This window comes from Kitasatospora sp. NPDC051984 (assembly GCF_044593455.1).
Lineage (GTDB): Bacteria > Actinomycetota > Actinomycetes > Streptomycetales > Streptomycetaceae > Kitasatospora.
In genome coordinates this window covers 459971-481666 of the sequence record NZ_JBIUCB010000004.1, presented here as the reverse complement: position 1 = coordinate 481666, position 21696 = coordinate 459971, and the positions used below count along the sequence as shown (strand labels likewise).

Genomic DNA, 21696 nt, shown 5'->3' with positions numbered 1-21696 from the left:
CGGGCCCACCTTTGGCTCTGCCATCGGGCAGGGGTGAACCGGTACCCTTCCGGCATGAGTGGTGACAACATCGGCGACCAGCCGCAGGGCCGTTTCCGCCGCATGCTGAGTCGGCTGACGTCCTCCTCGGAGGAGCTGGCCGCCCAGGAACTGCGGCAGGACACCGCCGAGGCGGGCTGCACCCCGATCGCCGCCTGCGGCGACCGTGAGATCGTCACCGTGGCCGGCACGCTGCGGACCGTCACGCTCCGCCCCCGCGCGGGTGTGCCCGCGTTGGAGGCCGAGCTGTTCGACGGCACGGAGGCGTTGGACGTGGTGTGGTTGGGCCGTCGCTCGATCGTGGGAATCGAGCCGGGCCGGCGCCTGATCGCCAGCGGCCGGATCGGCCACGCACGCGGGCGCCGCGTGCTCTTCAACCCCCGCTACGAGCTGCGTCCGGTGGGACACGGGAGCGAGTCCGCGTGAGCAACGAGGCCGAGGCGGTCCGGGTGACCGCCCACGACCCGCAGGGTGACGAGCAGAGCAGCGCGCAGCACGAGCGGGACGCCTCGAAGGAGGCGGCCGAGACGGTGCTGAAGGCGTTCGGCGGGATCCGCGGCATGGTCGACATGACGCTGCCCGGCCTGGTGTTCATCATCGCCTTCAACATCACCCACAAGGTGCCGGTCGCCGCCTGGTCGGCGCTGGCCCTGTGCGCGGTGTTCGTGGTGGTCCGGCTGGCCCGCCGGGAGACCATCCAGCACGCCTTCTCCGGCGTGTTCGGCGTGGCGATCGGCGCCTGGATCTCGATGAAGACCGGCAAGGCCGAGGACTTCTACCTGCCGGGCCTGCTGTGGAACGTCGGCTACTGCGTGGCGCTCGCGGTCTCCGCGCTGGTGCGCTGGCCGATGATCGGCCTGATGCTGGGCCCGATCACCGGCGAGATGTTCACCTGGCGCAAGCAGAACCCGGGCCGACTGGCCGCCTACACCAAGGCGACCTGGGCCTGGGTGCTGATCATGGGCCTGAAGCCGGTGATCCTGTTCCCGCTGTACTTCACCCACAACGTCAACCTGCTGGGCTGGCTCAAGGTCGCCCTCGGCATCCCGCCGATGCTGCTGGCGATGTACGTGACCTGGCAGATCCTGCTGAAGGCGCCGCCGCCGATCAAGGCGGAGCTGCCCGAGGACGACGAAGAACCCCGGAAGTAGCGCCACAGATGTGACGAAGGGCCCGCGCGATGCGCGGGCCCTTCGCCGTACGGCGGGGTGGATCAGCCGGCGAGCAGCGTCTCCAGCTCCTCCTCGCGCTCCTGGGCGGCGACGAACAGCAGCTCGTCACCGGCCTCCAGGGTGTCGCTGCCACCGGGGACCAGCACCCGGCCGGCCCGGATGATGGTGACCAGCGCGGTGTCCACCGGCCAGGCCACGTCCGAGACCCGGGTCCCGACCAGGCCGGTGTCGGCGGCCAGGGTGAGCTCGACCAGGTTGGCGTTGCCCTGCGAGAAGCGCATCAGCCGGACCAGGTCGCCGACGCTGACGGCCTCCTCGACCAGCGCGGACATCAGGCGCGGGGTGGAGACGGCGACGTCCACGCCCCAGGACTCGTTGTACAGCCACTCGTTCTTCGGGTTGTTCACCCGGGCGACCACCCGGGGCACCCCGTACTCGGTCTTGGCGAGCAGCGAGACGACCAGGTTGACCTTGTCGTCACCGGTGGCGGCGATCACCACGTGGCAGCGCTGCAGCGCGGCCTCGTCCAGCGAGGTGATCTCGCAGGCGTCGGCGAGCAGCCACTCCGCCAGCGGGACCCGCTCCACCGAGATGGAGTTCGGGTTCTTGTCGATCAGCAGGACCTCGTGGCCGTTCTCCAGCAGCTCTCCGGCGATGGAACGGCCGACGGCACCGGCTCCGGCGATTGCGACGCGCATCAGTGACCAGCCTCCTCGGGGCCCTTGGCGAAGGCCGCCTCGACCGCGGTCAGTTCGTTGCGGCGCAGCATCACGTGCACCAGGTCGCCCTCCTGCACCACCATCTGCGGGCTGGGCAGCACGCCCTCGCCGACCCGGGTGACGAACGCCACCCGGGCACCGGCGGCGGCCTCGAGCTCGGACAGGCGGTGGCCTATCCACGCGGGGGCGAACGCCACCTCGGCGAGCTGCACGGCGCCCGAGGGGTCCTGCCAGACCGGCTCGGCGCCGCTGGGCAGCAGCCGGCGCAGCATCTGGTCGGCGGTCCAGCGGACGGTCGCGACGGTCGGGATGCCCAGGCGCTGGTAGACCTCGGCGCGGCGCGGGTCGTAGATGCGGGCCGCGACGTGCTCGACGCCGAAGTTCTCGCGGGCCACCCGGGCCGCGATGATGTTCGAGTTGTCACCGCTGGAGACGGCGGCGAAGGCGCCCGCCTCCTCGATGCCGGCTTCCCTCAGGGTGTCCTGGTCGAAGCCGACACCGGTGACGCGGCGGCCGTTGAAGCCCGCGCCGAGCCGGCGGAAGGCGGTCGGGTCCTGGTCGATGACCGCGACCGAGTGGCCTTGTTTCTCGAGCGTTCTGGCGAGGGCGGAGCCCACGCGTCCGCAACCCATGATGACGATGTGCACGCGACTACCTCACCCGATCCGTTGGGGTCATGACCTGCGTAAACACCGCTCATCGTCCTTCCGTGCCCCCGATTCCGGGGGCCAGTTGTCGGCCGCGCCTGTGATCCGACGCGAGGGGGCAACGAGGTGTTGCCCGCTAACCCTTAATCCGACACGCTAGCCGGTCCGCCGAACAGAGTCGCGACCAAGGTGGCCCCGTGCGGCGTCGGCTCCCAGCGAGGGGCCTTACGATTCCTTGCTGTGCCTATGCCTGCTGACCTACCGAAACGCATCCTGATCGGGCGTGCGCTGCGCAGCGACAAGCTTGGGGAGACGCTGCTCCCCAAGCGCATCGCGCTGCCGGTGTTCGCCTCGGACGCGCTCTCCTCCGTGGCGTACGCGCCCGAGGAGATCCTGCTCACGCTGTCGCTGGCCGGTGCCGGGGCGATCCACTTCTCCTGGCAGATCGGCGTCGTCGTCGCCATCGTGATGCTCGCGGTGGTCGCCTCGTACCGACAGAACGTGCACGCGTACCCCAGCGGCGGCGGCGACTACGAGGTCGCCACCGTCAACCACGGACCGAACTCCGGCCTGGTGGTGGCGAGCGCGCTGATGGTCGACTACATCCTGACCGTGGCGGTGTCCACCACCTCCGGCGTGGCCAACGTGGTGTCGGCGGTGCCGGCGTTGCGCGGGCACGAGTTGGCGCTGTCGGTCACCGTGGTCATCCTGCTGATGGGCATGAACCTGCGCGGTGTGCGCGAGTCCGGTTCCGCGTTCGCGGTGCCGACGTACGCGTTCATGGTGGGCGTGCTCGGCATGGTGGTCTACGGACTCGTGCGGCACTTCGGGTTCAACGCCGAGCTGCCCGCCGAGAGCTCGGCGTTCCACCTGGCGCCGACGCCCGGCAACGAGGGGCTGACCGGGTTCGCCCTGGTGTTCCTGCTGCTGAAGGCGTTCTCCTCGGGCAGCGCGGCGCTCACCGGTGTGGAGGCGATCTCCAACGGCGTGCCCGCCTTCCGCAAGCCGAAGAGCAAGAACGCGGCGACCACGCTGCTGATGATGGCCACCATCGCTGTGACGATGTTCATGGGCATCATCTACCTGGCGCACCTGACCGGGACGCAGATGGCCGAGAACCCGGCCGAGCAGCTGATCGGCGCGCCCGCGGACTACCACCAGAAGACCGTGCTGGCGCAGATCTCCGAAGCGGTGTTCTCCAACTTCACCCCGGGCTTCTACTTCGTCGCCGGCACCACCGGCCTGATCCTGGTGCTCGCCGCGAACACCGCGTTCAACGGCTTCCCGGTGCTCGGCTCGATCCTGGCCCAGGACCGCTACCTGCCGCGGCAGCTGCACACCCGCGGCGACCGGCTGGCGTTCTCCAACGGCATCGTGCTGCTCGCCGGCGCGGCGATCCTGTTCATCGTGGCGTTCGGTGCCGACCCGAACCGGCTGATCCAGCTGTACATCGTCGGCGTCTTCGTGGCGTTCAACATGAGCCAGTCCGGCATGATCCGGCACTGGACCCGGCTGCTGAAGACCGAGACCGACCCGAAGAAGCGCCGCCGCATGCAGCGCAGCCGGGCGATCAACACCTTCGGCCTGGTGATGACCATGGCCGTGCTGATCGTGGTGCTCGCCACCAAGATCGGCCACGCCTGGATCGCGATCGCGCTGATGGTGGTGCTGTTCGTGATGATGAAGGCGATCCGCCGCCACTACGACAGCGTCAACGCCGAACTGAAGGCCGCCGAGGAAGCCGCGGACGTCGCCCCGCCGACCCGCGTGCACGCCGTCGTCCTGGTCTCCAAGCTGCACAAGCCCGCGCTGCGCGCCCTTGCGTACGCCCAGCTGTCCCGGGCGCACATCCTGGAGGCCGTCACCGTCAACGTGGACCCGGCCGACACCGCGGCGCTGCGCGAGGAATGGGACGAACGCGGCATCGCCGTGCCGCTGAAGGTCCTCGACTCGCCGTACCGCGAGATCACCGGCCCGGTGCTGGAGTACGTCAAGAACCTGCGCCGCGACAGCCCGCGCGACGTGGTCGCGGTCTACATCCCCGAGTACGTGGTCGGCCACTGGTACGAGCACCTGCTGCACAACCAGAGCGCGCTGCGGCTCAAGGGACGTCTGCTGTTCAAGCCCGGTGTGATGGTGACATCCGTACCCTGGCAGTTGGAGTCCTCGGAACGCCGCAAGGCGCCCAAGGCGTGGTCCGCGCCCGGCGCGGTGCGCCGCGGCGAGCCCCGCCCGCGCGCCGGGCGAGCCACCGGGGAGTCCTCCGGCGGCCAGGACGAAGCCGCGCCGCGCGACTGAGCGACGCAGCCCGTCCGGCCTCCTGATGGCCTTCAATGGGCCCGTGGCGGATCGTTCCCGGTCCGCCACGGGCCGCCGTTGTTCTCCACCGTCCCGATCTTTCTGTTGGTTTTCGTCGTTCGTCGTTCGTCTTCGCGTAAGGAAGCGCCCCGTGACCCGCAACAACCCGCCCCGCTCCTCCGGTCGCCAGGGCCGCCCCGGCCGCACGTCCGGCGCCAAGCCCGGGCAGGTGGCGCACCCGCGCTGGAGCAGCCGGCCGTCCCGGCCCGAGGCCACCGACCGGGAAGGCAACACCGCCCGCAGCCTGCCGCCGGTGCCGGGCGAGCAGCGGCCCGCCGCGGAGCGGCCGGCGCCCGAGAAGGGCGCGCGGGGCGCGCAGGCCGCGCAGGGCGGCAAGGGTGCGCCGGGCGGTAAGTCCGCTCAGTCCGGCAAGTCTGCTCAGGCCGGCAAGGGTGTTCAGGCCGGCAAGGGTACTCAGGGTGCTCAGGCGAAGAAGGCCGAGCGGCAGGGGCGCAAGCCCGGTGCGGTGCGGGCGCCGAAGGCGGCGCGGTCCGCCCAGCCGGTGCTGCGGCAGCCGTCCGGTGACCCGCTGGTCGGCGAGCGCTACGAGGTCGAGGTCGGGCCGGTCGCGCACGGCGGGCACTGCGTGGCCCGGCACGAGGGCCGGGTGCTGTTCGTCCGGCACGCGCTGCCCGGCGAGCGGGTGATCGCGCAGGTCACCGACGGCACCACCACCTCGCGCTTCCTGCGGGCCGACGCGGTGGAGGTGCTGGAGGCCGCCAAGGAGCGGATCGAGGCGCCCTGCCCGTTCTCCGGCCCCGGCAAGTGCGGCGGCTGCGACTGGCAGCACGTCACCCCCGGCGGGCAGCGCAAGCTCAAGGGCGCGGTGCTCACCGAGCAGCTCGCCAAGCTGGCCGGCCTCACCCCCGAGGAGGCCCGCTGGGACGGCTCGGTCGAGCCGGTCGGCGGCAAGCTGCAGGCCGGCGAGGTCCCGGCCTGGCGCACCCGGGTGCAGTACGCCGTCGGCGAGGACGGCGCGATCGGGCTGCGCAAGCACCGCTCGCACGACGTCCAGCCGATCGACCGCTGCCTGATCGCCGCGCCCGGCGTCACCGAGCTCGGCATCGAGTCCCGCGACTGGACCGGCATCGCGTCCGTCGAGGCGATCGCCGCGTCCGGCTCCTCCGACCGGCAGGTGATCCTGCGGCCGCAGCCCGGCGAGCAGCTGCCGCTGGTCGAGCTCGACCGTGAGGCCTCGATCGCCCGGATCGACGAGCAGGACCTGTTCCACCGCGTGCACGGCCGGGCCTTCGTCCGCGAGCGTGCCGCCGGCCGCACCTGGCGGGTCTCCAACGGAGGCTTCTGGCAGATCCACCCCGAGGCCCCGGCCACCCTGGTCGACGCCGTCCTCACCGGCCTCGACCCGCAGTGGGGCGAGAACGCCCTCGACCTGTACTGCGGCGTCGGCCTGTTCGCCGGCGCGCTCGCCGAGCGGGTCGGCGAGGAGGGCGCGGTGCTCGGCATCGAGTCCGGCAAGCAGGCCGTCGCGGACGCCCGGCACAACCTCGCCGCGCTGGAGAACGTCCGGATCGAGTGCGACAAGGTCGAGACCCTGCTGCCCCGCACCGGCATCACCTCGACCGACCTGATCGTCCTCGACCCGCCGCGGGCCGGCGCCGGCCGCGACACCGTCGCCCACCTCTGCTCGCTCTCCGCCCGCCGCATCGCCTACGTCGCCTGCGACCCCGCCGCCCTCGCCCGCGACCTGGCCTTCTTCCGCGAGGGCGGCTACCGCCCCGTCTCGCTGCGCGCCTTCGACCTGTTCCCGATGACCCACCACTTCGAGTGCGTGGCCATCCTGGAGCCGATCGCCGGCCGGCAGTAACCGAACCGATCATCAGCACGGGCGCGGGAGCCTCTCCCGCGCCCGTGCGGCGTTTTGGGGCCGTCAGCCGCGGCGACGGGCTCGGTCGGGGCGACGGGCTCGGTCGGGGCGCAGGGTGCGGAGGATCACGCGGCAGAGGAGGACGAACTGCCCGGCGAGGAGGCCGCCGGTGCCGGCCCGGAGCATGCTGCCGGTCTCGCTCGCGGGGTCGGTGCGGCCCACCAGGACGAGCAGGACGACGGCGAGCGCCACGAAGGCGAGCACGGCGGCGAGAATCTTGACGGCCGTGGGGAACCGCATCGGGCACCTCGTTCCAAGGTCGGAACGATCATCGTATGGGGCGGGCCGGGAGCTCGATGGGGGTGGCCGGTTTTCGTAGGGGCGTGGGCGGAGAAGGTGGGGGGAGTGGGGGTACGGCCGGTTTGCGCCCTTGTTGTGCTAGCACCTCGGCGCTAGCGTGAAGCATGGCCAAGAAGCAGCTGAACGTCAGGGTGGATGCGACCACCGCCGAGATGGCCCGCGAGCGGGCCGAACAGCAGGGGATCAGCATGAACCAGTACATCGAGCGTCTGGTCCAGCAGGACATGGGCGAGGCGGGGCGCAATTTCGTGGATGCCGCGGCGCAGTTCATGAAGGAGCACGAGGCGGCGTTCCTCGCCGAGTTCGGGTCGCCGAGCGAACTCCAGGACGTGCGCCGTTGAAACTTGAGGTCGACCTCTCGTGGCTGCTCATGACCGCGGAGCAGTACACGCCCGGTGACCCGCAGGTCACCGACTACGGATCGCTGCTCGCAGCGGTCACCAGGCACCAGGCCGAGATCTTCGACATCGCCGTCTACCCGGAGCCGCAGGACCGTGCGGCCGCGCTGATGCACCAGCTGATCCGGGTCCCCGCGCTGGAGCGCAACAACGAGCTGTTCGCCACCGCCGTGGCCTACGCGTACCTGGTGGCCAGCGGCTGCCGGGTGGCGACCACCGCGCGGGAGGTGCGCAGCCTGGCCCGGGCGATCCGGGAGGGCAAGCTCGGCATCACGGGTGTGGCGGAGCGGCTGGCGATGTGGGTGGTCGACGAGTCGGAGGAGGAAGAGGTCGGCGACGACGGCGAGGAGTGAGCCGTCGGCACGTCGGCGCAGGTGGGGTCAGGGGTCGGGAGAGCGACGAGGCGTCCGCAGCCGGGATACCCTCGACGTTCCCCCGACCTCTGACGATCCCGCGAGGATGCGACCGAGTTGCTGCAGGACATCGAGCCCTATCTGGTCTGCCCGCACTGTGCCCGCCCACTGACCCTGGACGGTCGCACCCTGCGCTGCCCGCAGGGCCACAGCTTCGACCAGGCCCGGCAGGGCTACGTCAGCCTGCTGACGGGTGACGCGAAGGCGGGCACCGCCGACACCGCGGAGATGGTCGCCGCCCGCAGCGAGTTCCTGGCGGCCGGCCACTACCGTCCGCTGGAGCGTGCGCTGGCCGAGGCCGCGGCCGGCGTCGCGGCGGACACCGGACTGGTGGCGGACCTGGGTGCGGGCACCGGCCACTACCTGGCGCGGGTGCTGGAGGCGCGGCCGGGCGCGGTCGGCGCGGCCCTCGACCTGTCGAAGTACGCGCTGCGGCGCGCCGCGAAGGCGCACCCGAGGATCGGCGCCGTGGTGTGCGACGCGTGGCGCCCGCTCCCGTTGCGGGACGGCGCGGCGGACGTGCTGCTGAACGTGTTCGCGCCGCGCAACGGACCGGAGATGCGGCGGGTGCTGCGCCCGGGGGGACGGCTGCTGGTGGCCGCGCCGACCTCCCGTCACCTGCGGGAACTGGTGGGCGCGCTGGGCCTGTTGTCGGTGGACGAGGACAAGGACCGGCGGATCGAGGAGAAGCTCGGCCCGTGGTTCGCGCCGGTGGGGCGCACCGAGGTGGAGTTCACGCTGCGGCTGTCGCGGGCGGACGCTGCCGCGGTGGTCGGGATGGGACCGAGCGCCTGGCACACCGACCCGGCCGCGCTGACCGCCGCGCTGGACGGGCTGCCGCAGCCGGTGGAGGTCACCGGTTCGGTGCGGATCACCGCGTACGAGTGACACTCCGCCGGGGCCGGGGACGGTTGGGACTCGAAGGGGTGAAAGGCCGTCAGGAGAGACGTTTCTCCAGCTCACTGCGCACCTAAAGTGCTCCGGGTGACCAGCGAAGCCCCCTTGGCCCCGCCCCCGGTCGGCCCGCCCGACCGCTCCTCCGCCCAGCCTGGCCGACGCCCGCCCGCCCCCCTGGTGAAGCGCCCGACCGTTGAGGAACTGCGACTCACGTCCTTCAAGTCCTACCGGCGCGCCACCCTGCCGCTGTCGCCGCTGACCGTCCTGCACGGCCCGTCCGGCGCGGGCAAGTCCAACGCGCTGGACGCCCTCTGCGTGCTCTCCCGGCTCGCCCTCGGCGAGGAGATCAGACCCTCGCTGGACGGCATCGGCGGGATCGGCGGCCCGCTCGCCGCCCCGGTCCGCGGCGGACTGATCGGCTGCGTGCCCCACGGACGCAACGCGATCATCCTGGGCTGCACCGTCCGCTCCAGCGTCGGCCCGGTCCGGCTCGAAGTGGTGGTGCGCACGGACGAACGCGTCCGGATCGCCCGCGAACTGCTCACCGTGGACGGCCAGACCCTGATGGAGACCGGCGAACAGGACCTCGCCCGCGGCCGGGTCAACGTCACCTGGCACAACGACTCCCGGCAGGGCGACATCCGCGCCCCGCTCTCCAGCAGCAGCCTGATCACCGCCCAACTGCCGCTTCGGGTCGCCGGATCGTCCAAGGGCGAACGCAAGGTACTGGCCGCCACCGAACAACTGCTCACCGCGCTGCGCGAGGTGTTCAACCTGCACCCCGTGCCCGCCGCGATGCGCGGCTGGGCCCGGCCCGAACCACAGGCCCGGCTGCTCGGCACCGCCGCCAACATCTCCGCCGTCCTCGGCCGCCTCAAACACGAATGCCAGCGCCGTTGGGCCCGACTGCTGCGCACCGTCCAGGCCGCCGCCCCGCACCCGCTGCTCGACCTGGACGTCGCCCGGCGCGGCGAGGGCGCGCAACAACGGATGATCGCCGTCTTCGACGAGGGCGTACTCGGCCGCACCGGCGCCGACCAGGCCTCCGACGGCATGCTGCGACTGCTCGCCTTCGCCGCCGTCCTGCTCACCGGCGCCGACGTCATCGATGTCGACCCGGCCGGTGAAGTCCCCGACGCACACCGGCAGTTGGTGCTGCTCGCCGAGGACCTCGGCGCCGGCCTGGCGGCCGAGCAGGTTGCCGTGCTGCTGCGGCTGGCCCGCGAAGTCACCGGCAAGGGTGACATCCGGCTGCTCGCCACCCTCCAGGAACCCGGCCCCGCGCTCGGCCTGGACGGCGTCGAGCTGGTCGAGTGCCGACGCGATCCGGCCACCGGCCACAGCCTGCTGCGCCGCACCGAACCCGCCCCCCGGGTGCCCGCCCAGGGCACCTCGCCCGACCAGGCCGCGGTGGTAGACCTGGGGGAATGAGCGACGAACTGACGGTGCCCGAACTCCAGCGGCGACTGGCCGAGTTCGCGGCCGCCCGGAACTGGCAGCCGTTCCACACCCCGAAGAACCTGGCCTCGGCGCTGACCGTCGAGGCCGGCGAACTGCTGGAGATCTTTCAGTGGTTGACGCCCGAACAGGCTGGCGCGGTGATGGCCGACACGGACGCGGCGCACCGCGTCCGCGACGAGGTCGCCGACGTGCTGGCCTATCTGCTGCAGCTGTGCACCGTGCTGGAGGTGGATCCGCTGCGGGCGCTGGCGGAGAAGATCGAGCGCAACGAGAGCCGGTTCCCGGCGGCGGGGGGCGGTTCGTAGCTCGGTGGCCTGCGGGCCTGCGGGCCTGCGGGCCTGCGGGCCTGTGGTCCTGCGGCCCTGTGGCCCTGCGAGGTTCGTGGCGGGTTCCCGGTGGGCTCGTGGTGGGTTCCCGGTGGGCGGGGAAATCATCCGGTTTTCCCTCCTGCGGGGGACCGGAGTTTTCCACAGGGCCGGGTTGTCCACAGGCGCGGCGAATGCGCTGGGAGGACCAGGCCGTCGGCGGCACGCTGAGCCCCTGACCGACCGACCGACCGCCGACCGACGGCGGAGGCGGCGAACGAGGGGAGCGCGCCGTGGAGGCACTGCGACTGATCAAGACCGTCCGGCACGCCTTGGCCGAAGCCCGGGCGACCGGGGACATCCTGCACCAGGCCTGGCAGTCCGTCCTGCTCACCGAGGCCGTCGGGGCACGGCTCGCCGACCACGACGGCGAGGAGCTCGCCACCCTCGGGCAGCAGCTCTCGGAGGCCGGCGCGCACACCGCGAGCTGCCTGCGACAACCGCCCGGCCCCGGCCTCGACGGGCCCGGTGGCCCGCTCTGCGGTGGACTCGCGGGCGGCCTCGGCGAGTGGTCCGGGCCGGGGCTGGTCGAGCGGCTCACCGAACTCGGCGACCTCGAACCGGTGTTGGTCGAGCTGGCCGGGCTGCTGGCGGAGACCGGCGAGAACCTGGTGGTGCTGGCCTGCGGGGCGGAAACCGAAAGCCTGTACTGGACGTGCATCGACGGGCTGGACGCGAGCTCCGAATGCCGGGATCTGGTCGCCGAGTTGCTGCGCGAGCAGCGGCGGGTGACGGCGGCCGACGGGGCGTCACCCGAAGGCACGGAGGACGCGGAGGACGCGGAGGACACGGAGGACAGGGAGGGCATGGAGGCCGCGACAACGGCATTGGTGGCACTGCGGGAGGAGGAGACGGTGCCGGCCGGGGCCCGGCGGGAGGGGGAGCCGATGCTCGTGGTCCCGCTGGGCCCGCCGGTCCCGGTGGCGTGTGCTCAGTCGCGGGCCGAGTCGTCCGGCTCGTCCCGGGGTGCGGTGTCCCGCAGCTCGGAGTCGAGTCCGGCCAGGTCGGTGTTGATCGAGGCGAGCAGCTCCTGCATCTGCTCCAGCAGCGACTTGGTGGTGACGGGCGCGCCGCCCGTGGGGGTGCCCGGGGTGGGCGGCTCGGTCCAGGGCTCGGACATGAGGGGGCCCCTTCAGCTCGGTGGTGCGGTGTGAAGCGCCGGGGGTCGACGCCGCCGGTCCAACGAGCTCCCGCCGTACGCGGTCACCCCGGACCACTCGTAGAGGTCCAACCGCCGGGCCCGGTCAGCCCCAGGGGTGAGCCGAGTTTGCGAGCCCGGCCCCCGCTCGGCTACAGCACCGAGCAGGGGCCGGGAGTCCGCGGCGGCCGTCGGGCGGCTGCCGGACAGCCGCACCGCGGCTGCTGAACGGATACGACCTGGAAGGAGGTCAGTTGTGCGAGTGCAGATCCGCGTTCAGGCCGCCCCACGAACCGGTGCGGGCGATCACCTCGACCGCGCCGGACTGCGAGTTGCGGCGGAACAGCAGGTTGTCCTGGCCGGACAGCTCCACCGCCTTCGCCACCGCGCCGTCCGGCGCGGTGACCCGGGTGCCGGCGGTGACGTACAGGCCCGCCTCCACCACGCAGTCGTTGCCCAGCGAGATACCGATGCCCGCGTTGGCGCCCAGCAGGCAGCGCTCGCCCACCGAGACGACCTGCTTGCCGCCACCGGACAGGGTGCCCATGATCGAGGCGCCGCCACCGATGTCGCTGTGGTCGCCGACCACCACGCCCGCGCTGATCCGGCCCTCCACCATCGAGGTGCCCAGGGTGCCGGCGTTGAAGTTGACGAAGCCCTCGTGCATCACGGTGGTGCCCTCGGCCAGGTGCGCGCCGAGGCGGACCCGGTCGGCGTGCGCGATGCGCACCCCGCTCGGCGCCACGTAGTCGGTCATCCGCGGGAACTTGTCGATGCCGTACACCGCGAGCTGCCCGCCCTGGGCGCGCACGGCCAGCCGGGCCTGCTCCACGTTGGCCACCGGCACCGGGCCGATCGACGTCCAGGCGACGTTCGCCAGCAGGCCGAAGACGCCGTCCAGGTTCTGGCCGTGCGGCTTCACCAGACGGGAGGAGAGCAGGTGCAGTCGCAGGTAGACGTCGTGCGCGTCCAGCGGCTTCTCGTCCAGCGAGGAGATCACGGTGCGCACCGCCACCACCTCGACGCCGCGCCGCGCATCGGCGCGCAGCGCCTCGGCGGCGCCCGGGCCGAGCGCCTGCTCGGCCTCCTCGGCGCTCAGCCGGACGGTACCGGACGGGCCGGGGGCGGCGGCCAGCTCCGGCGCGGGGAACCAGGTGTCGAGAACGGTGCCGTCGGCGGCGATGGTCGCCAGGCCGACAGCCACCGCACCGTTTACGGGAGTGGAGGTCTCAGCAGTCACATCCCGCACGTTAACCAATTGGGGCAAGTGCTGACCAACACGCTCACCGGACGGACAAAACCTGATGCCCGAGAACAGGCCCACCGGCCATACTCGGCCGGGTGTTCGTATCGATCTCCACCACCGGCACTGCCGAGAATCCTGCCTCCGACCTGGGCTTCCTCCTGCACAAGCACCCCGACAAGGTGCAGCGGTTCACCACCGCGCACGGCACGGCGCACGTCTTCTACCCCGAGTCCGGGGAGCACACGTGCACCGCCGCGCTGCTGTTGGAGGTCGACCCCGCAGCGCTGCTGCGGCAAGGCCGGGGCAAGGGCCGTTCCGGTTCGCCCGACCTGGCGCTCGCCGAGTACGTCAACGACCGGCCGTACGCCGCGTCCTCGCTGCTCGCGGTGGCGCTGCGCACGGTGTTCCGGTCCGCGATGAAGGGCGAGTGCACGCACCGCCCCGAACTGCCCGGCCGCGCCATGCCGTTGCGGATCTCGCTGCCCGCCGTCCCGGTGGCCGGCGGCGGACCGGCCCTGGTGGAGCGGCTGTTCGCCCCGCTGGGCTGGCAGGTCGAGGCGACGCCCGTCCCGCTGGACGAGTCCTTCCCCGAGTGGGGCGACTCCCGGTACGTACGGCTCGAACTCACCGGCACCCTGCGGCTCGCCGACGCCCTGCAGCACCTGTACGTGCTGCTGCCGGTGCTGGACGGCGCCAAGCACTACTGGGTCGCGCCCGACGAGGTCGACAAGCTGCTGTCGGCCGGTCAGGGCTGGCTCGCCGACCACCCCGAACGCGCCCTGATCACCCGCCGCTACCTGTCCCGCCGCTACTCGCTGACCCGACTCGCGATGGAACGCCTCGCTCTGGCTCGCCTGGCCGAGGCCGACGACCGCGAGGCCGAGGAACTCGACAACGCCGTCCCCGACGCCCCGGAGGAGGTGACCACCGACGGCACGGCCGACCCCGCTGCCGACGCCGCGCCGACCCAGGTGCAGGCGCAGGCGAACACGGAGCCGAACGCGGAGCCGACCGCCGAGCCGGAGCCGGGGCACCCCGCTGCCGACGACGAGGCGACCGGGCGCGGTGGGCCGCTGGCCGTCCAGCGGCGGACGGCGATCCTGGCCGCGCTGGCCCGGACCGGCGCCGCCCGGGTGCTCGACCTGGGCTGCGGCCAGGGCGAGTTGGTGGGTGCGTTGCTCAAGGAATCGCGTGTGACGGAGGTGATCGGTGTGGACGTGTCCTCCCGGGCGCTGACGATCGCCGCCCGCCGGCTGCGGCTGGACCGGATGTCGGAGCGTCAGGCGAGCCGGGTGCGGCTGCTCCAGGGCGCACTGACGTACACCGACGTCCGGCTGAAGGGCTACGACGCGGCGGTGCTGTGCGAGGTGATCGAGCACCTCGACCTGCCCCGGCTGCCCGCGTTGGAGTACGCCGTGTTCGGTTCGGCCCGGCCCGCCGCGGTCGTGGTCACCACGCCGAACGCCGAGTACAACGTGCGCTGGGAGAGCCTGCCCGCCGGGCACCTGCGGCACGGCGACCACCGGTTCGAGTGGAGCCGCGCCGAGTTCACCGCCTGGGCGGCGCGGGTGGCCGACAGCTACGGCTACACGGTCGCGTTCGAGCCGGTCGGGCCGGTCGATCCCGAGGTCGGCGCGCCCACCCAGCTCGCCCACTTCCGCCTCGGCGAGCCCGCCGCCGCCCCGGCTGCCGCAGTCACCACAACAACGACCACCGACCGCACCGACGCCCCGTCGAACGACCTCGCCCCGGAAGGGAGCGCTCACCGATGACCACCGAAACCCTGGAGGCCGGCACCCCCACCGGCCGGCGCCTCCCCGTCACCGACGTCTCGCTGGTGGTGCTGATCGGCAGCACCGGCTCCGGCAAGTCCAGCTTCGCCCGGAAGCACTTCCTGAGCACCCAGGTGATCTCCTCGGACTACTGTCGGGGGCTTGTCTCCGACGACGAGAACGACCAGTCCGCCTCGGCCGACGCGTTCGACCTGCTGCACTACATCGTCGGCAAGCGGCTCGCGGCCGGCCGGCTCACCGTGGTCGACGCCACCAACGTCCAGCACGACGCCCGCCGCGCGCTGATCGCCCTGGCCCGGGAGCACCACGTGCTGCCGATCGCGATCGTGCTGGACGTGCCCGCCGAGGTGTGCGCCGAACGCAACCGGGCCCGGCCGGACCGGCAGCTGCCCCCGCACGTGATCCCGCGCCACCAGCGCGACCTGCGGCGCTCGCTGCGCGGCCTGGAACGCGAGGGCTTCCGCAAGGTGCACGTGCTGCGCGGGGTCGAGGAGATCGAGCGTGCCGAGATCGTGCCGGAGAAGCGCTACAACGACCTGCGGCACCTGACCGGCCCGTTCGACATCGTCGGCGACATCCACGGCTGCCGCTCCGAGCTGGAGACCCTGCTCGGCCGGCTCGGCTACGCGATCGTCCGCGACGAGCAGGGCCGCCCGGTCGACGCCGCGCACCCGGACGGCCGGACCGCCGTGTTCGTCGGCGACCTGGTCGACCGCGGCCCGGACAGCCCGGGCGTGCTGCGCCTGGTGATGGGCATGGTCGCGGCCGGCCACGCGCTCTGCGTTCCCGGCAACCACGAGAACAAGCTCGGCCGCTGGATGGACGGCCGCAAGGTCACCGTCTCGCACGGCCTGCAGGAGACCATCGACCAGCTGTCCGGCGAGAGCGAGGAGTTCCGCGCCCAGGTGCGGTCGTTCATGCGCGGCCTGGTCAGCCACTACCTGCTGGACGACGGTGGGCTGGTGGTCTGCCACGCCGGTCTGCCGGAGAAGCTCCAGGGCCGCGCCTCCGGCCGGGTCCGCTCGCACGCGCTGTACGGCGAAACCACCGGCGAGACCGACGAGTTCGGCCTGCCGGTGCGCTACCCGTGGGCCGAGGAGTACCGCGGCCGCGCCCTGGTGGTCTACGGCCACACCCCAGTGCCGGTGGCGAGCTTCCTCAACAACACCATCTGCCTGGACACCGGCTGCGTCTTCGGCGGCAGCCTCACCGCGCTGCGCTACCCGGAGCGGGAGATCGTCGGCGTGCCCGCCGAACAGCAGTGGTACGAGCCGGCCCGCCCGCTGCGCGGGGACGCGCCCGGCGGCCGGGAGGGGCGTCCGCTGGACCTCGCCGACGTGTCCGGCCGCCGCGTGGTGGAGACCAGAACCCTCGGCAACGTCGCCGTCCGGGAGGAGAACGCCGCTGCCGCGCTGGAGGTGATGAGCCGCTTCGCACTCGACCCGCGGCTGCTCGCCTACCTGCCGCCGACCATGGCACCCTCGCCGACCTCCCGCCGCGAAGGCTGCCTGGAGCACCCCGAGGAGGCGTTCCTCGCCTACCGGCACGACGGGGTGCGGCAGGTGATCTGCGAGGAGAAGCACATGGGCTCGCGCGCCGTCGTCCTGGTCGCCAGGGACGACACCGCGCTGGACAAGCGCTTCGGCCTGCCCGGCCCGGGCGCGATCTGGACCAGGACCGGCCGGGCCTTCCTGTCCGACGAGAGGCTCACCGGCGCGATACTCGACCGGCTACGGGCCGCCGCCGAGCAGTCCGGCCTGTTCGAGGAACTCGACACCGGCTGGCTGCTGCTGGACGCCGAGCTGATGCCCTGGTCGCTGAAGGCCGTCGAACTGCTGCGCCGCCAGTACGCCGCGGTCGGCGCTGCCGCCGGCGCCGCCCTGCCCACCGCACTCGACGCCCTCGCCAAGGCCGCCGCCCGCGGACTGGACGTGTCGGACCTGACGGACCGGCAGCAGCAGCGCACCGCCGACGCGCTGGCCTTCACCGAGGCGTACCGACGCTACTGCTGGCCGACCGAGGGCCTCGACGGCATCCGGCTGGCCCCGTTCCAGCTGCTCGCCGCCGAGGGCGCCAACCTGGCGCTGCGCCCGCACACCGAGCACCTCGACCTGATCGACCGCCTGGTGGACGCCGACCACCGCCTCGCGGAAGAGGCCGGTGGCACGGCCCCGGTGCTGCACCGCACCGGGCGGATGCTGGTCGACACCGAGGACGAGTCCTCGGTGGCCGCAGCCATCTCCTGGTGGGAGGAGCTGACCGGTGCGGGAGGCGAGGGCATGGTGGTCAAGCCGGTCGAAGCGCTGCACCGGGACAGCACCGGGCGGCTGGGCCAGCCCGGCCTGAAGGTCCGCGGCCGCGAGTACCTGCGGATCATCTACGGCCCGGACTACACCCGGCAGTTGGACCGGCTGCGGCAGCGTTCGCTGGGCCACAAGCGCTCGCTCGCCCTCCGCGAGTACGCGCTCGGCCTGGAGGCACTGGACCGGCTGGCGGCCGGCGAGCCGCTCTGGCGGGTGCACGAGGCGGTGTTCGCGGTGCTGGCCCTGGAGTCCGAGCCTGTCGACCCCCGCCTCTGACGCCAGGCCCCGCCTCTGACGTCAGGGCCCGCCCCTGAGGTCCGGTCCCGCAGCCGGCGCCGGGCCCGCAGCCGGCGCCGGGCCCGTGCCGCTGGCACCGGGCCCGGCGTTGCGGCATTGCATGAATATTCGAATACTCGTATACACTTCCCGTCTCAGTCCGTTGACCGACCCAGGAGACCGGTATGGCGTTCAACCTCCGGAACAGGCACTTCCTCAAGGAGACCGACTTCACTCCCCAGGAGTTCCGTCACCTGGTCGATCTCGCTGCGCAGCTGAAGGCCGCCAAGTACGCGGGTACCGAGCAGCCCCGGCTGCGGGGCAAGAACATCGCCCTGATCTTCGCCAAGACCTCCACCCGCACCCGCTGCGCGTTCGAGGTGGCGGCCCACGACCAGGGCGCGTCCACCACTTACCTGGACCCGGCGGGCTCGCAGATGGGGCACAAGGAGTCGGTCAAGGACACCGCCCGCGTGCTGGGCCGGATGTTCGACGGGATCGAGTACCGGGGCGACGGCCAGGAGATCGTCGAGGAACTGGCTGCCCACGCGGGCGTCCCGGTCTGGAACGGCCTGACCGACGAGTGGCACCCGACCCAGATGCTTGCCGACGTGCTCACCATCCAGGAGCACTCCACCAAGCCGCTGAGCGAGACCACCCTGGTCTACCTCGGTGACGCCCGCTCCAACATGGGCAATTCGCTGCTGGTCACCGGCGCGCTGCTGGGCATGGACATCCGGATCGTCGCCCCGGCGCAGCTGTGGCCGTCGGAGGATGTTCAGAAGACCGCCCAGACGCTGGCCGAGGCCAGCGGCGCCCGGGTCACCCTGACCGAGGACGTGGTGGCCGGCGTGGCCGGTGCGGACTTCCTGTACACCGATGTCTGGGTGTCGATGGGTGAGCCCAAGGAGGTCTGGGCCGAGCGGATCGGCCTGCTGAAGCCCTACCAGGTCTCGATGGACACGGTGCGCGCCACCGGAAACCCGGCGGTCAAGTTCCTGCACTGTCTGCCCGCGTACCACGACCTCGGCACCGAGATCGGTCGGCAGATGTTCGAGCTGACCGGCATGTCCGAGTTGGAGTGCACCGACGAACTCTTCGAATCGGCGCACTCCGTGGTCTTCGACCAGGCCGAGAACCGCCTGCACACCATCAAGGCCGTGATGGTGGCGACCCTCGGCTCCTGATTACCTCTTCTGACCGCCGGGCCGGACGCCGGTCAGAAGTCGATGTTCACACAGCCGACCCGGTCGGTGGGGGCGTGCGATCCGGCGTCGGGGCCGGCGTGCAGCACCAGCGAGTGCGCACCGTCGGGGCGGAACGCCCAGGGGACGGCCGCCGAGGCGTCGCCGGCCCCACCGGGATCGGTGCGTACGGTCATCCGTACCTCGTTGTCCCCGGCGCTCGAGCCCGCCACGTGCTGGTAGTGCGGGCCGGACGCCGCCGGGTCGGAGCCGCAGTGGCCGGTGTGCACGTGCGCCGGGAACTCGTGCGGGCCCGCCACCCCGGCGACCTCCACCGCGACGGTCGTCCGGCCCGCCTCGCGGTGGACGGTGACCCGCACCTGCGCGCCGTACGGCACCAGTTCGGGTGCGTGGGTGATCGCCCTGGCGGGGACGATGCCGTTCGCGCGGTCGAACTGGGCGTCCACCACCTGGTCGGGGACGGCCGCGACGGTTGTCGCACCGGGACGGGCTGCGGGGCCGGGGGCGGGGACTTCGGGCGGGCCGATCGGCAGCAGGGTGAGCGGCACCAGCAGTGCGCCGGCGGCGGAGGACAGGGGCATCGCGAACCTTCCGACAGGCCGTCAGGGAACACCGCCCACCGTGGCCGCCGGTCACCCCGCCGCGCACGCCGCCGTGCCGGACCGCTGCCCGCAACCACCCGTACGAGAACGCAGGCCTACGAGAACGCCGGCCATGGCGCGGTCCGGACCGGCCGGAGGTCTCAGCCGGCGGCGGTGATGCCGCGGATCTCGCAGCGCGGCCCGCTGGCGCGCATCAGCCGCAGGTCGGCGGTGATCAGCGGGGCGCCGCAGTGTTCGGCGACCGCGACGTAGGCGGCGTCGTCCGGGGTCAGGTTGTCCTTGAGCTCCCAGATCCGGCCGAGCAGCGGGGCGATCTCCACCTTGCGGATCGTCAGCTCCGGCAGCCGCCGGGCGACGTCGGCCGCCTGCTCGGCCGTCACCTCCTTGGCGAGGTAGAGCCCGCGCAGCGACTGCATCACCTCGATCAGCACATGCTCGGGCGCGACCCAGTCGGGGTCGGCGGCCAGCGCGGCACGGGCAGCGGCCCCGCGCGGTCCCGGGTCGGCGAGCGAGAGCACCACCGCAGAAGCGTCCACCACGATCACCCGCCCACGGTAGCCCGCCCGTACCGCCGCACTGCGGCGGGGTGCCCAACCGCCGCCCCCACCACGCCGACCCGTGCCCGCCGGCCACGCCTACGGCGCGGGCCCGCCGGCCACGCCTACGACCCGTGCCCGCCGGCCACGCCTACGGCGCGGGCCCGCCGGCCACGCCTACGACCCGTGCCCGCCGGCCACGCCTACGGCGCGGGCCTTCCCGGCGTCGCCACCGCGCCCACGGACCCGCCCCCCGCCGAGCCCGCACCCGACGTCTTCGCCTCCGCGGCCGCCAGTTCCGCCGGACTCAGCGCGGGTTGCCCCGCCAGCCGTTTCTCGGCGTCCTCGGCGAACCGTCGGTCGATGACGGGTTGCCACCCCGGGAGGAGAACCCACTGCGAGATCTCGTTCTGCGACACCAGCGGCTCGTTCCGACCCGCACCGGTGGAGATCAGGGTGATCATGACGCCGTCGGTCCGTTGGAGTTGCGAAAGGACGGTGATCTGCTGGGCGTCGTCGCGCCGGGCGATGACCGTGCCGTTCTCGGCCTTGAACGAATCGCACTTCTCGTCCGCGAGTCCGGGGGTGCAGCCGAATACGCCGGTCTGTGGCCGTGACGGGCCGGCGGGGGGTTCCACCTGGAGCATCAGGGTGCCGGTGTGTCCGTTCCTCGGGTCGTGCAGGGAGAGCATGACCGCGGTGCCCGCCTGGAGGTCCGAGGGGGCGACCTTGTTGGTCCAGTAGTCGACGACCAGGCGGGGATCGAGCAGGTCGCCCAGCATGAGCCGGGCGGCAGGGCCGGTGAGCGGCACCCGTTCCGACGGCAGGGTGGTCTCCGGCGTGGGGGTGGCCGTCGTCGTGCCGGCCGTCGCGGTGCCGGCCGAGGCCGGGGGAACGGTGGTGGTGGCGGTGGGCGGGCCGGGGCGCAGCAGCAGTCCGCCGACGAGGCCCAGGCCGGCGACCGCGACGATCACGCCGGTGAGCGTGGCGCGCCGCCGCAGCCGGAGGGACCGTCCCTCGGCGGTGGCCCCGGCGACGAGCAGGCCGAGGTCGGGTGCGGCGTCGCCGATCGCCCGCTCGAAGACGTCGGTCAACTCCTGTTCGGGCATCGGGGCTCTCGCATTCTGACGGCGCGTCGGTCGGTTCGGCGGGCGGCCGGCGGGCAGGGCGGCCGGGGAGGGGCGGCCGGTGGACAGGGCGGGGCGGCCGGGTGGCGGGGCGGCCGGGGCGGGGTGACGGGGGAGGGGCGTGGGCTCGGTCACGACGCCAGGCTGTCCAGGTGCGGGGCGAGCTGGCGGCGCAGCCGGGTGAGGGCGCGCAGCGCGCGGACCCGGACGGTGCCGGGGGCGAGCTGGAGTTCGGCGGCGGTCTCCTCGACGCTGCGGTCCTCCCAGTACCGCAGCACCAGGACGGCCCGGTCCTTGGGCGGCAGTTCGGCGAGTGCGGCGAGCAGGGCGACGCGCAGTGCCGGGTCGCTGTCGGGGGCGGCCTGTTCGGGGAGGAAGTCGAGGCCGGGCAGTTCGCTGCTGCGGCGTAGCCGCCGGTGCGAGAGGTAGCAGCGGAGCAGGACGGTGCGGGCGTAGGCGACGGGGCTGTCGGCCTGTCGGACGCGTCCCCAGGAGGCGTAGATGCGGGCGAGCGCGGTCTGGGTGAGGTCTTCGGCGAGGTGCCAGTCGCCGCAGAGCAGGAGGGCGGTGCGGAACAGTGCGGTGCCGCGGGCGTGCGCGAACTCCTCGAACTCGCGCCGCTCCTCGGCCCGTCGCCGCCCCACCACCATCCGCACCCCTTGTTACATGCCGCGTTCCGGCGGCCCCGTCACTGGATGCGGTGCCGCTCGGTACATAGAAGTCAGATGCCCCGGGGCTGCGGTTGCGTTACAGGATGAGCCGGTGAAGTTTGGACGGAGCCATGCACTATGGTTTATCTCGACATCGAGATACATT

The 21696-nt window shown here is 72.6% G+C and carries 21 protein-coding genes; 13 read left to right on the top strand and 8 right to left on the bottom strand.

Annotation, left to right across the window (positions count from 1 at the left end; all coding sequences use genetic code 11):
• Nucleotides 1-54: 54 nt before the first annotated feature.
• Nucleotides 55-465 (top strand): OB-fold nucleic acid binding domain-containing protein, encoded by a 411-nt coding sequence (locus ACIHEI_RS11425; RefSeq protein ID WP_073812423.1) that lies wholly within the window; start codon nt 55-57, stop codon nt 463-465.
• Nucleotides 462-1190, top strand: coding sequence for a DUF3159 domain-containing protein (locus ACIHEI_RS11420; protein WP_387643057.1), 729 nt, complete (start codon nt 462-464; stop codon nt 1188-1190). Before ACIHEI_RS11425 ends, ACIHEI_RS11420 begins: the two co-directional genes overlap by 4 nt.
• A gap of 62 nt (nt 1191-1252) precedes the next feature.
• Here ACIHEI_RS11420 and ACIHEI_RS11415 read toward each other — a convergent pair whose 3' ends face one another.
• Both ACIHEI_RS11415 and ACIHEI_RS11410 read right to left on the bottom strand, forming a co-directional pair.
• Complete coding sequence (locus ACIHEI_RS11415) at nt 1253-1909, bottom strand: TrkA family potassium uptake protein (protein ID WP_073812422.1); 657 nt, start codon at nt 1907-1909, stop codon at nt 1253-1255.
• Nucleotides 1909-2577: a potassium channel family protein gene (locus ACIHEI_RS11410; protein WP_396606420.1), complete on the bottom strand. Its 669-nt coding sequence runs from the start codon at nt 2575-2577 to the stop codon at nt 1909-1911. Before ACIHEI_RS11410 ends, ACIHEI_RS11415 begins: the two co-directional genes overlap by 1 nt.
• 246 nt (nt 2578-2823) lie before the next feature.
• On the opposite strand from ACIHEI_RS11410, the gene ACIHEI_RS11405 reads away from it, so the two are divergent.
• Both ACIHEI_RS11405 and ACIHEI_RS11400 read left to right on the top strand, forming a co-directional pair.
• Nucleotides 2824-4875 carry an APC family permease gene (locus tag ACIHEI_RS11405; RefSeq protein ID WP_392956926.1) on the top strand — a complete coding sequence of 684 codons (2052 nt, stop codon included), beginning with the start codon at nt 2824-2826 and terminating at the stop codon, nt 4873-4875.
• 565 nt (nt 4876-5440) lie between these two features.
• The gene (locus ACIHEI_RS11400; protein ID WP_387643826.1) at nt 5441-6760 is read left to right on the top strand and encodes a class I SAM-dependent RNA methyltransferase; all 1320 of its coding nucleotides are present in this window, start codon (nt 5441-5443) and stop codon (nt 6758-6760) included.
• Nucleotides 6761-6823: 63 nt separating this feature from the next.
• Here ACIHEI_RS11400 and ACIHEI_RS11395 read toward each other — a convergent pair whose 3' ends face one another.
• A complete protein-coding gene (locus ACIHEI_RS11395; protein ID WP_387643060.1) occupies nt 6824-7060 on the bottom strand; it encodes a hypothetical protein in 237 nt (78 codons plus the stop codon).
• Between the two features lie 164 nt (nt 7061-7224).
• On the opposite strand from ACIHEI_RS11395, the gene ACIHEI_RS11390 reads away from it, so the two are divergent.
• The 6 genes from ACIHEI_RS11390 to ACIHEI_RS11365 all read left to right on the top strand — a co-directional run bounded on the left by ACIHEI_RS11390 (nt 7225) and on the right by ACIHEI_RS11365 (nt 11808).
• Nucleotides 7225-7461, top strand: a complete 237-nt coding sequence (locus tag ACIHEI_RS11390; RefSeq protein WP_035862820.1) for a toxin-antitoxin system HicB family antitoxin — start codon at nt 7225-7227, stop codon at nt 7459-7461.
• Nucleotides 7458-7871: a hypothetical protein gene (locus ACIHEI_RS11385; protein ID WP_043914018.1), complete on the top strand. Its 414-nt coding sequence runs from the start codon at nt 7458-7460 to the stop codon at nt 7869-7871. Before ACIHEI_RS11390 ends, ACIHEI_RS11385 begins: the two co-directional genes overlap by 4 nt.
• 117 nt (nt 7872-7988) lie before the next feature.
• Nucleotides 7989-8819: a putative RNA methyltransferase gene (locus ACIHEI_RS11380; RefSeq protein ID WP_396606419.1), complete on the top strand. Its 831-nt coding sequence runs from the start codon at nt 7989-7991 to the stop codon at nt 8817-8819.
• 96 nt (nt 8820-8915) lie between these two features.
• A complete protein-coding gene (locus tag ACIHEI_RS11375; RefSeq protein ID WP_392956928.1) occupies nt 8916-10259 on the top strand; it encodes an AAA family ATPase in 1344 nt (447 codons plus the stop codon).
• A complete protein-coding gene (locus ACIHEI_RS11370) occupies nt 10256-10594 on the top strand; it encodes a nucleotide pyrophosphohydrolase (RefSeq protein ID WP_387643063.1) in 339 nt (112 codons plus the stop codon). The genes ACIHEI_RS11375 and ACIHEI_RS11370 overlap by 4 nt, the downstream gene beginning before the upstream one ends.
• Before the next feature lie 293 nt (nt 10595-10887).
• Nucleotides 10888-11808 (top strand): DUF6099 family protein, encoded by a 921-nt coding sequence (locus ACIHEI_RS11365; protein WP_396606418.1) that lies wholly within the window; start codon nt 10888-10890, stop codon nt 11806-11808.
• 234 nt (nt 11809-12042) lie between these two features.
• Here the strand turns inward: ACIHEI_RS11365 and dapD are convergent, their stop codons facing one another.
• On the bottom strand, nt 12043-13032 hold the full coding sequence (gene dapD / locus ACIHEI_RS11360) for a 2,3,4,5-tetrahydropyridine-2,6-dicarboxylate N-succinyltransferase (RefSeq protein WP_387643065.1): 990 nt from the start codon (nt 13030-13032) through the stop codon (nt 12043-12045).
• Between the two features lie 101 nt (nt 13033-13133).
• On the opposite strand from dapD, the gene ACIHEI_RS11355 reads away from it, so the two are divergent.
• The 3 genes from ACIHEI_RS11355 to argF all read left to right on the top strand — a co-directional run bounded on the left by ACIHEI_RS11355 (nt 13134) and on the right by argF (nt 18597).
• The gene (locus tag ACIHEI_RS11355; RefSeq protein ID WP_396606417.1) at nt 13134-14810 is read left to right on the top strand and encodes a 3' terminal RNA ribose 2'-O-methyltransferase Hen1; all 1677 of its coding nucleotides are present in this window, start codon (nt 13134-13136) and stop codon (nt 14808-14810) included.
• The gene (locus tag ACIHEI_RS11350; RefSeq protein WP_396606416.1) at nt 14807-17410 is read left to right on the top strand and encodes a polynucleotide kinase-phosphatase; all 2604 of its coding nucleotides are present in this window, start codon (nt 14807-14809) and stop codon (nt 17408-17410) included. Before ACIHEI_RS11355 ends, ACIHEI_RS11350 begins: the two co-directional genes overlap by 4 nt.
• 185 nt (nt 17411-17595) lie before the next feature.
• Nucleotides 17596-18597, top strand: a complete 1002-nt coding sequence (gene argF, locus ACIHEI_RS11345; protein ID WP_396606415.1) for an ornithine carbamoyltransferase — start codon at nt 17596-17598, stop codon at nt 18595-18597.
• A 32-nt stretch (nt 18598-18629) separates the two neighbouring features.
• On the opposite strand, the gene ACIHEI_RS11340 is transcribed toward argF, so the two are convergent.
• The 4 genes from ACIHEI_RS11340 to ACIHEI_RS11325 form a co-directional block, all read right to left on the bottom strand.
• Nucleotides 18630-19196, bottom strand: coding sequence for a hypothetical protein (locus tag ACIHEI_RS11340; RefSeq protein WP_396606414.1), 567 nt, complete (start codon nt 19194-19196; stop codon nt 18630-18632).
• Between the two features lie 161 nt (nt 19197-19357).
• Nucleotides 19358-19762, bottom strand: coding sequence for a type II toxin-antitoxin system VapC family toxin (locus tag ACIHEI_RS11335; protein WP_396606413.1), 405 nt, complete (start codon nt 19760-19762; stop codon nt 19358-19360).
• A 194-nt stretch (nt 19763-19956) separates the two neighbouring features.
• Complete coding sequence (locus ACIHEI_RS11330; protein ID WP_396606412.1) at nt 19957-21015, bottom strand: hypothetical protein; 1059 nt, start codon at nt 21013-21015, stop codon at nt 19957-19959.
• The gene (locus tag ACIHEI_RS11325) at nt 21012-21530 is read right to left on the bottom strand and encodes a SigE family RNA polymerase sigma factor (RefSeq protein WP_387643072.1); all 519 of its coding nucleotides are present in this window, start codon (nt 21528-21530) and stop codon (nt 21012-21014) included. Before ACIHEI_RS11325 ends, ACIHEI_RS11330 begins: the two co-directional genes overlap by 4 nt.
• Nucleotides 21531-21696 lie beyond the last annotated feature (166 nt).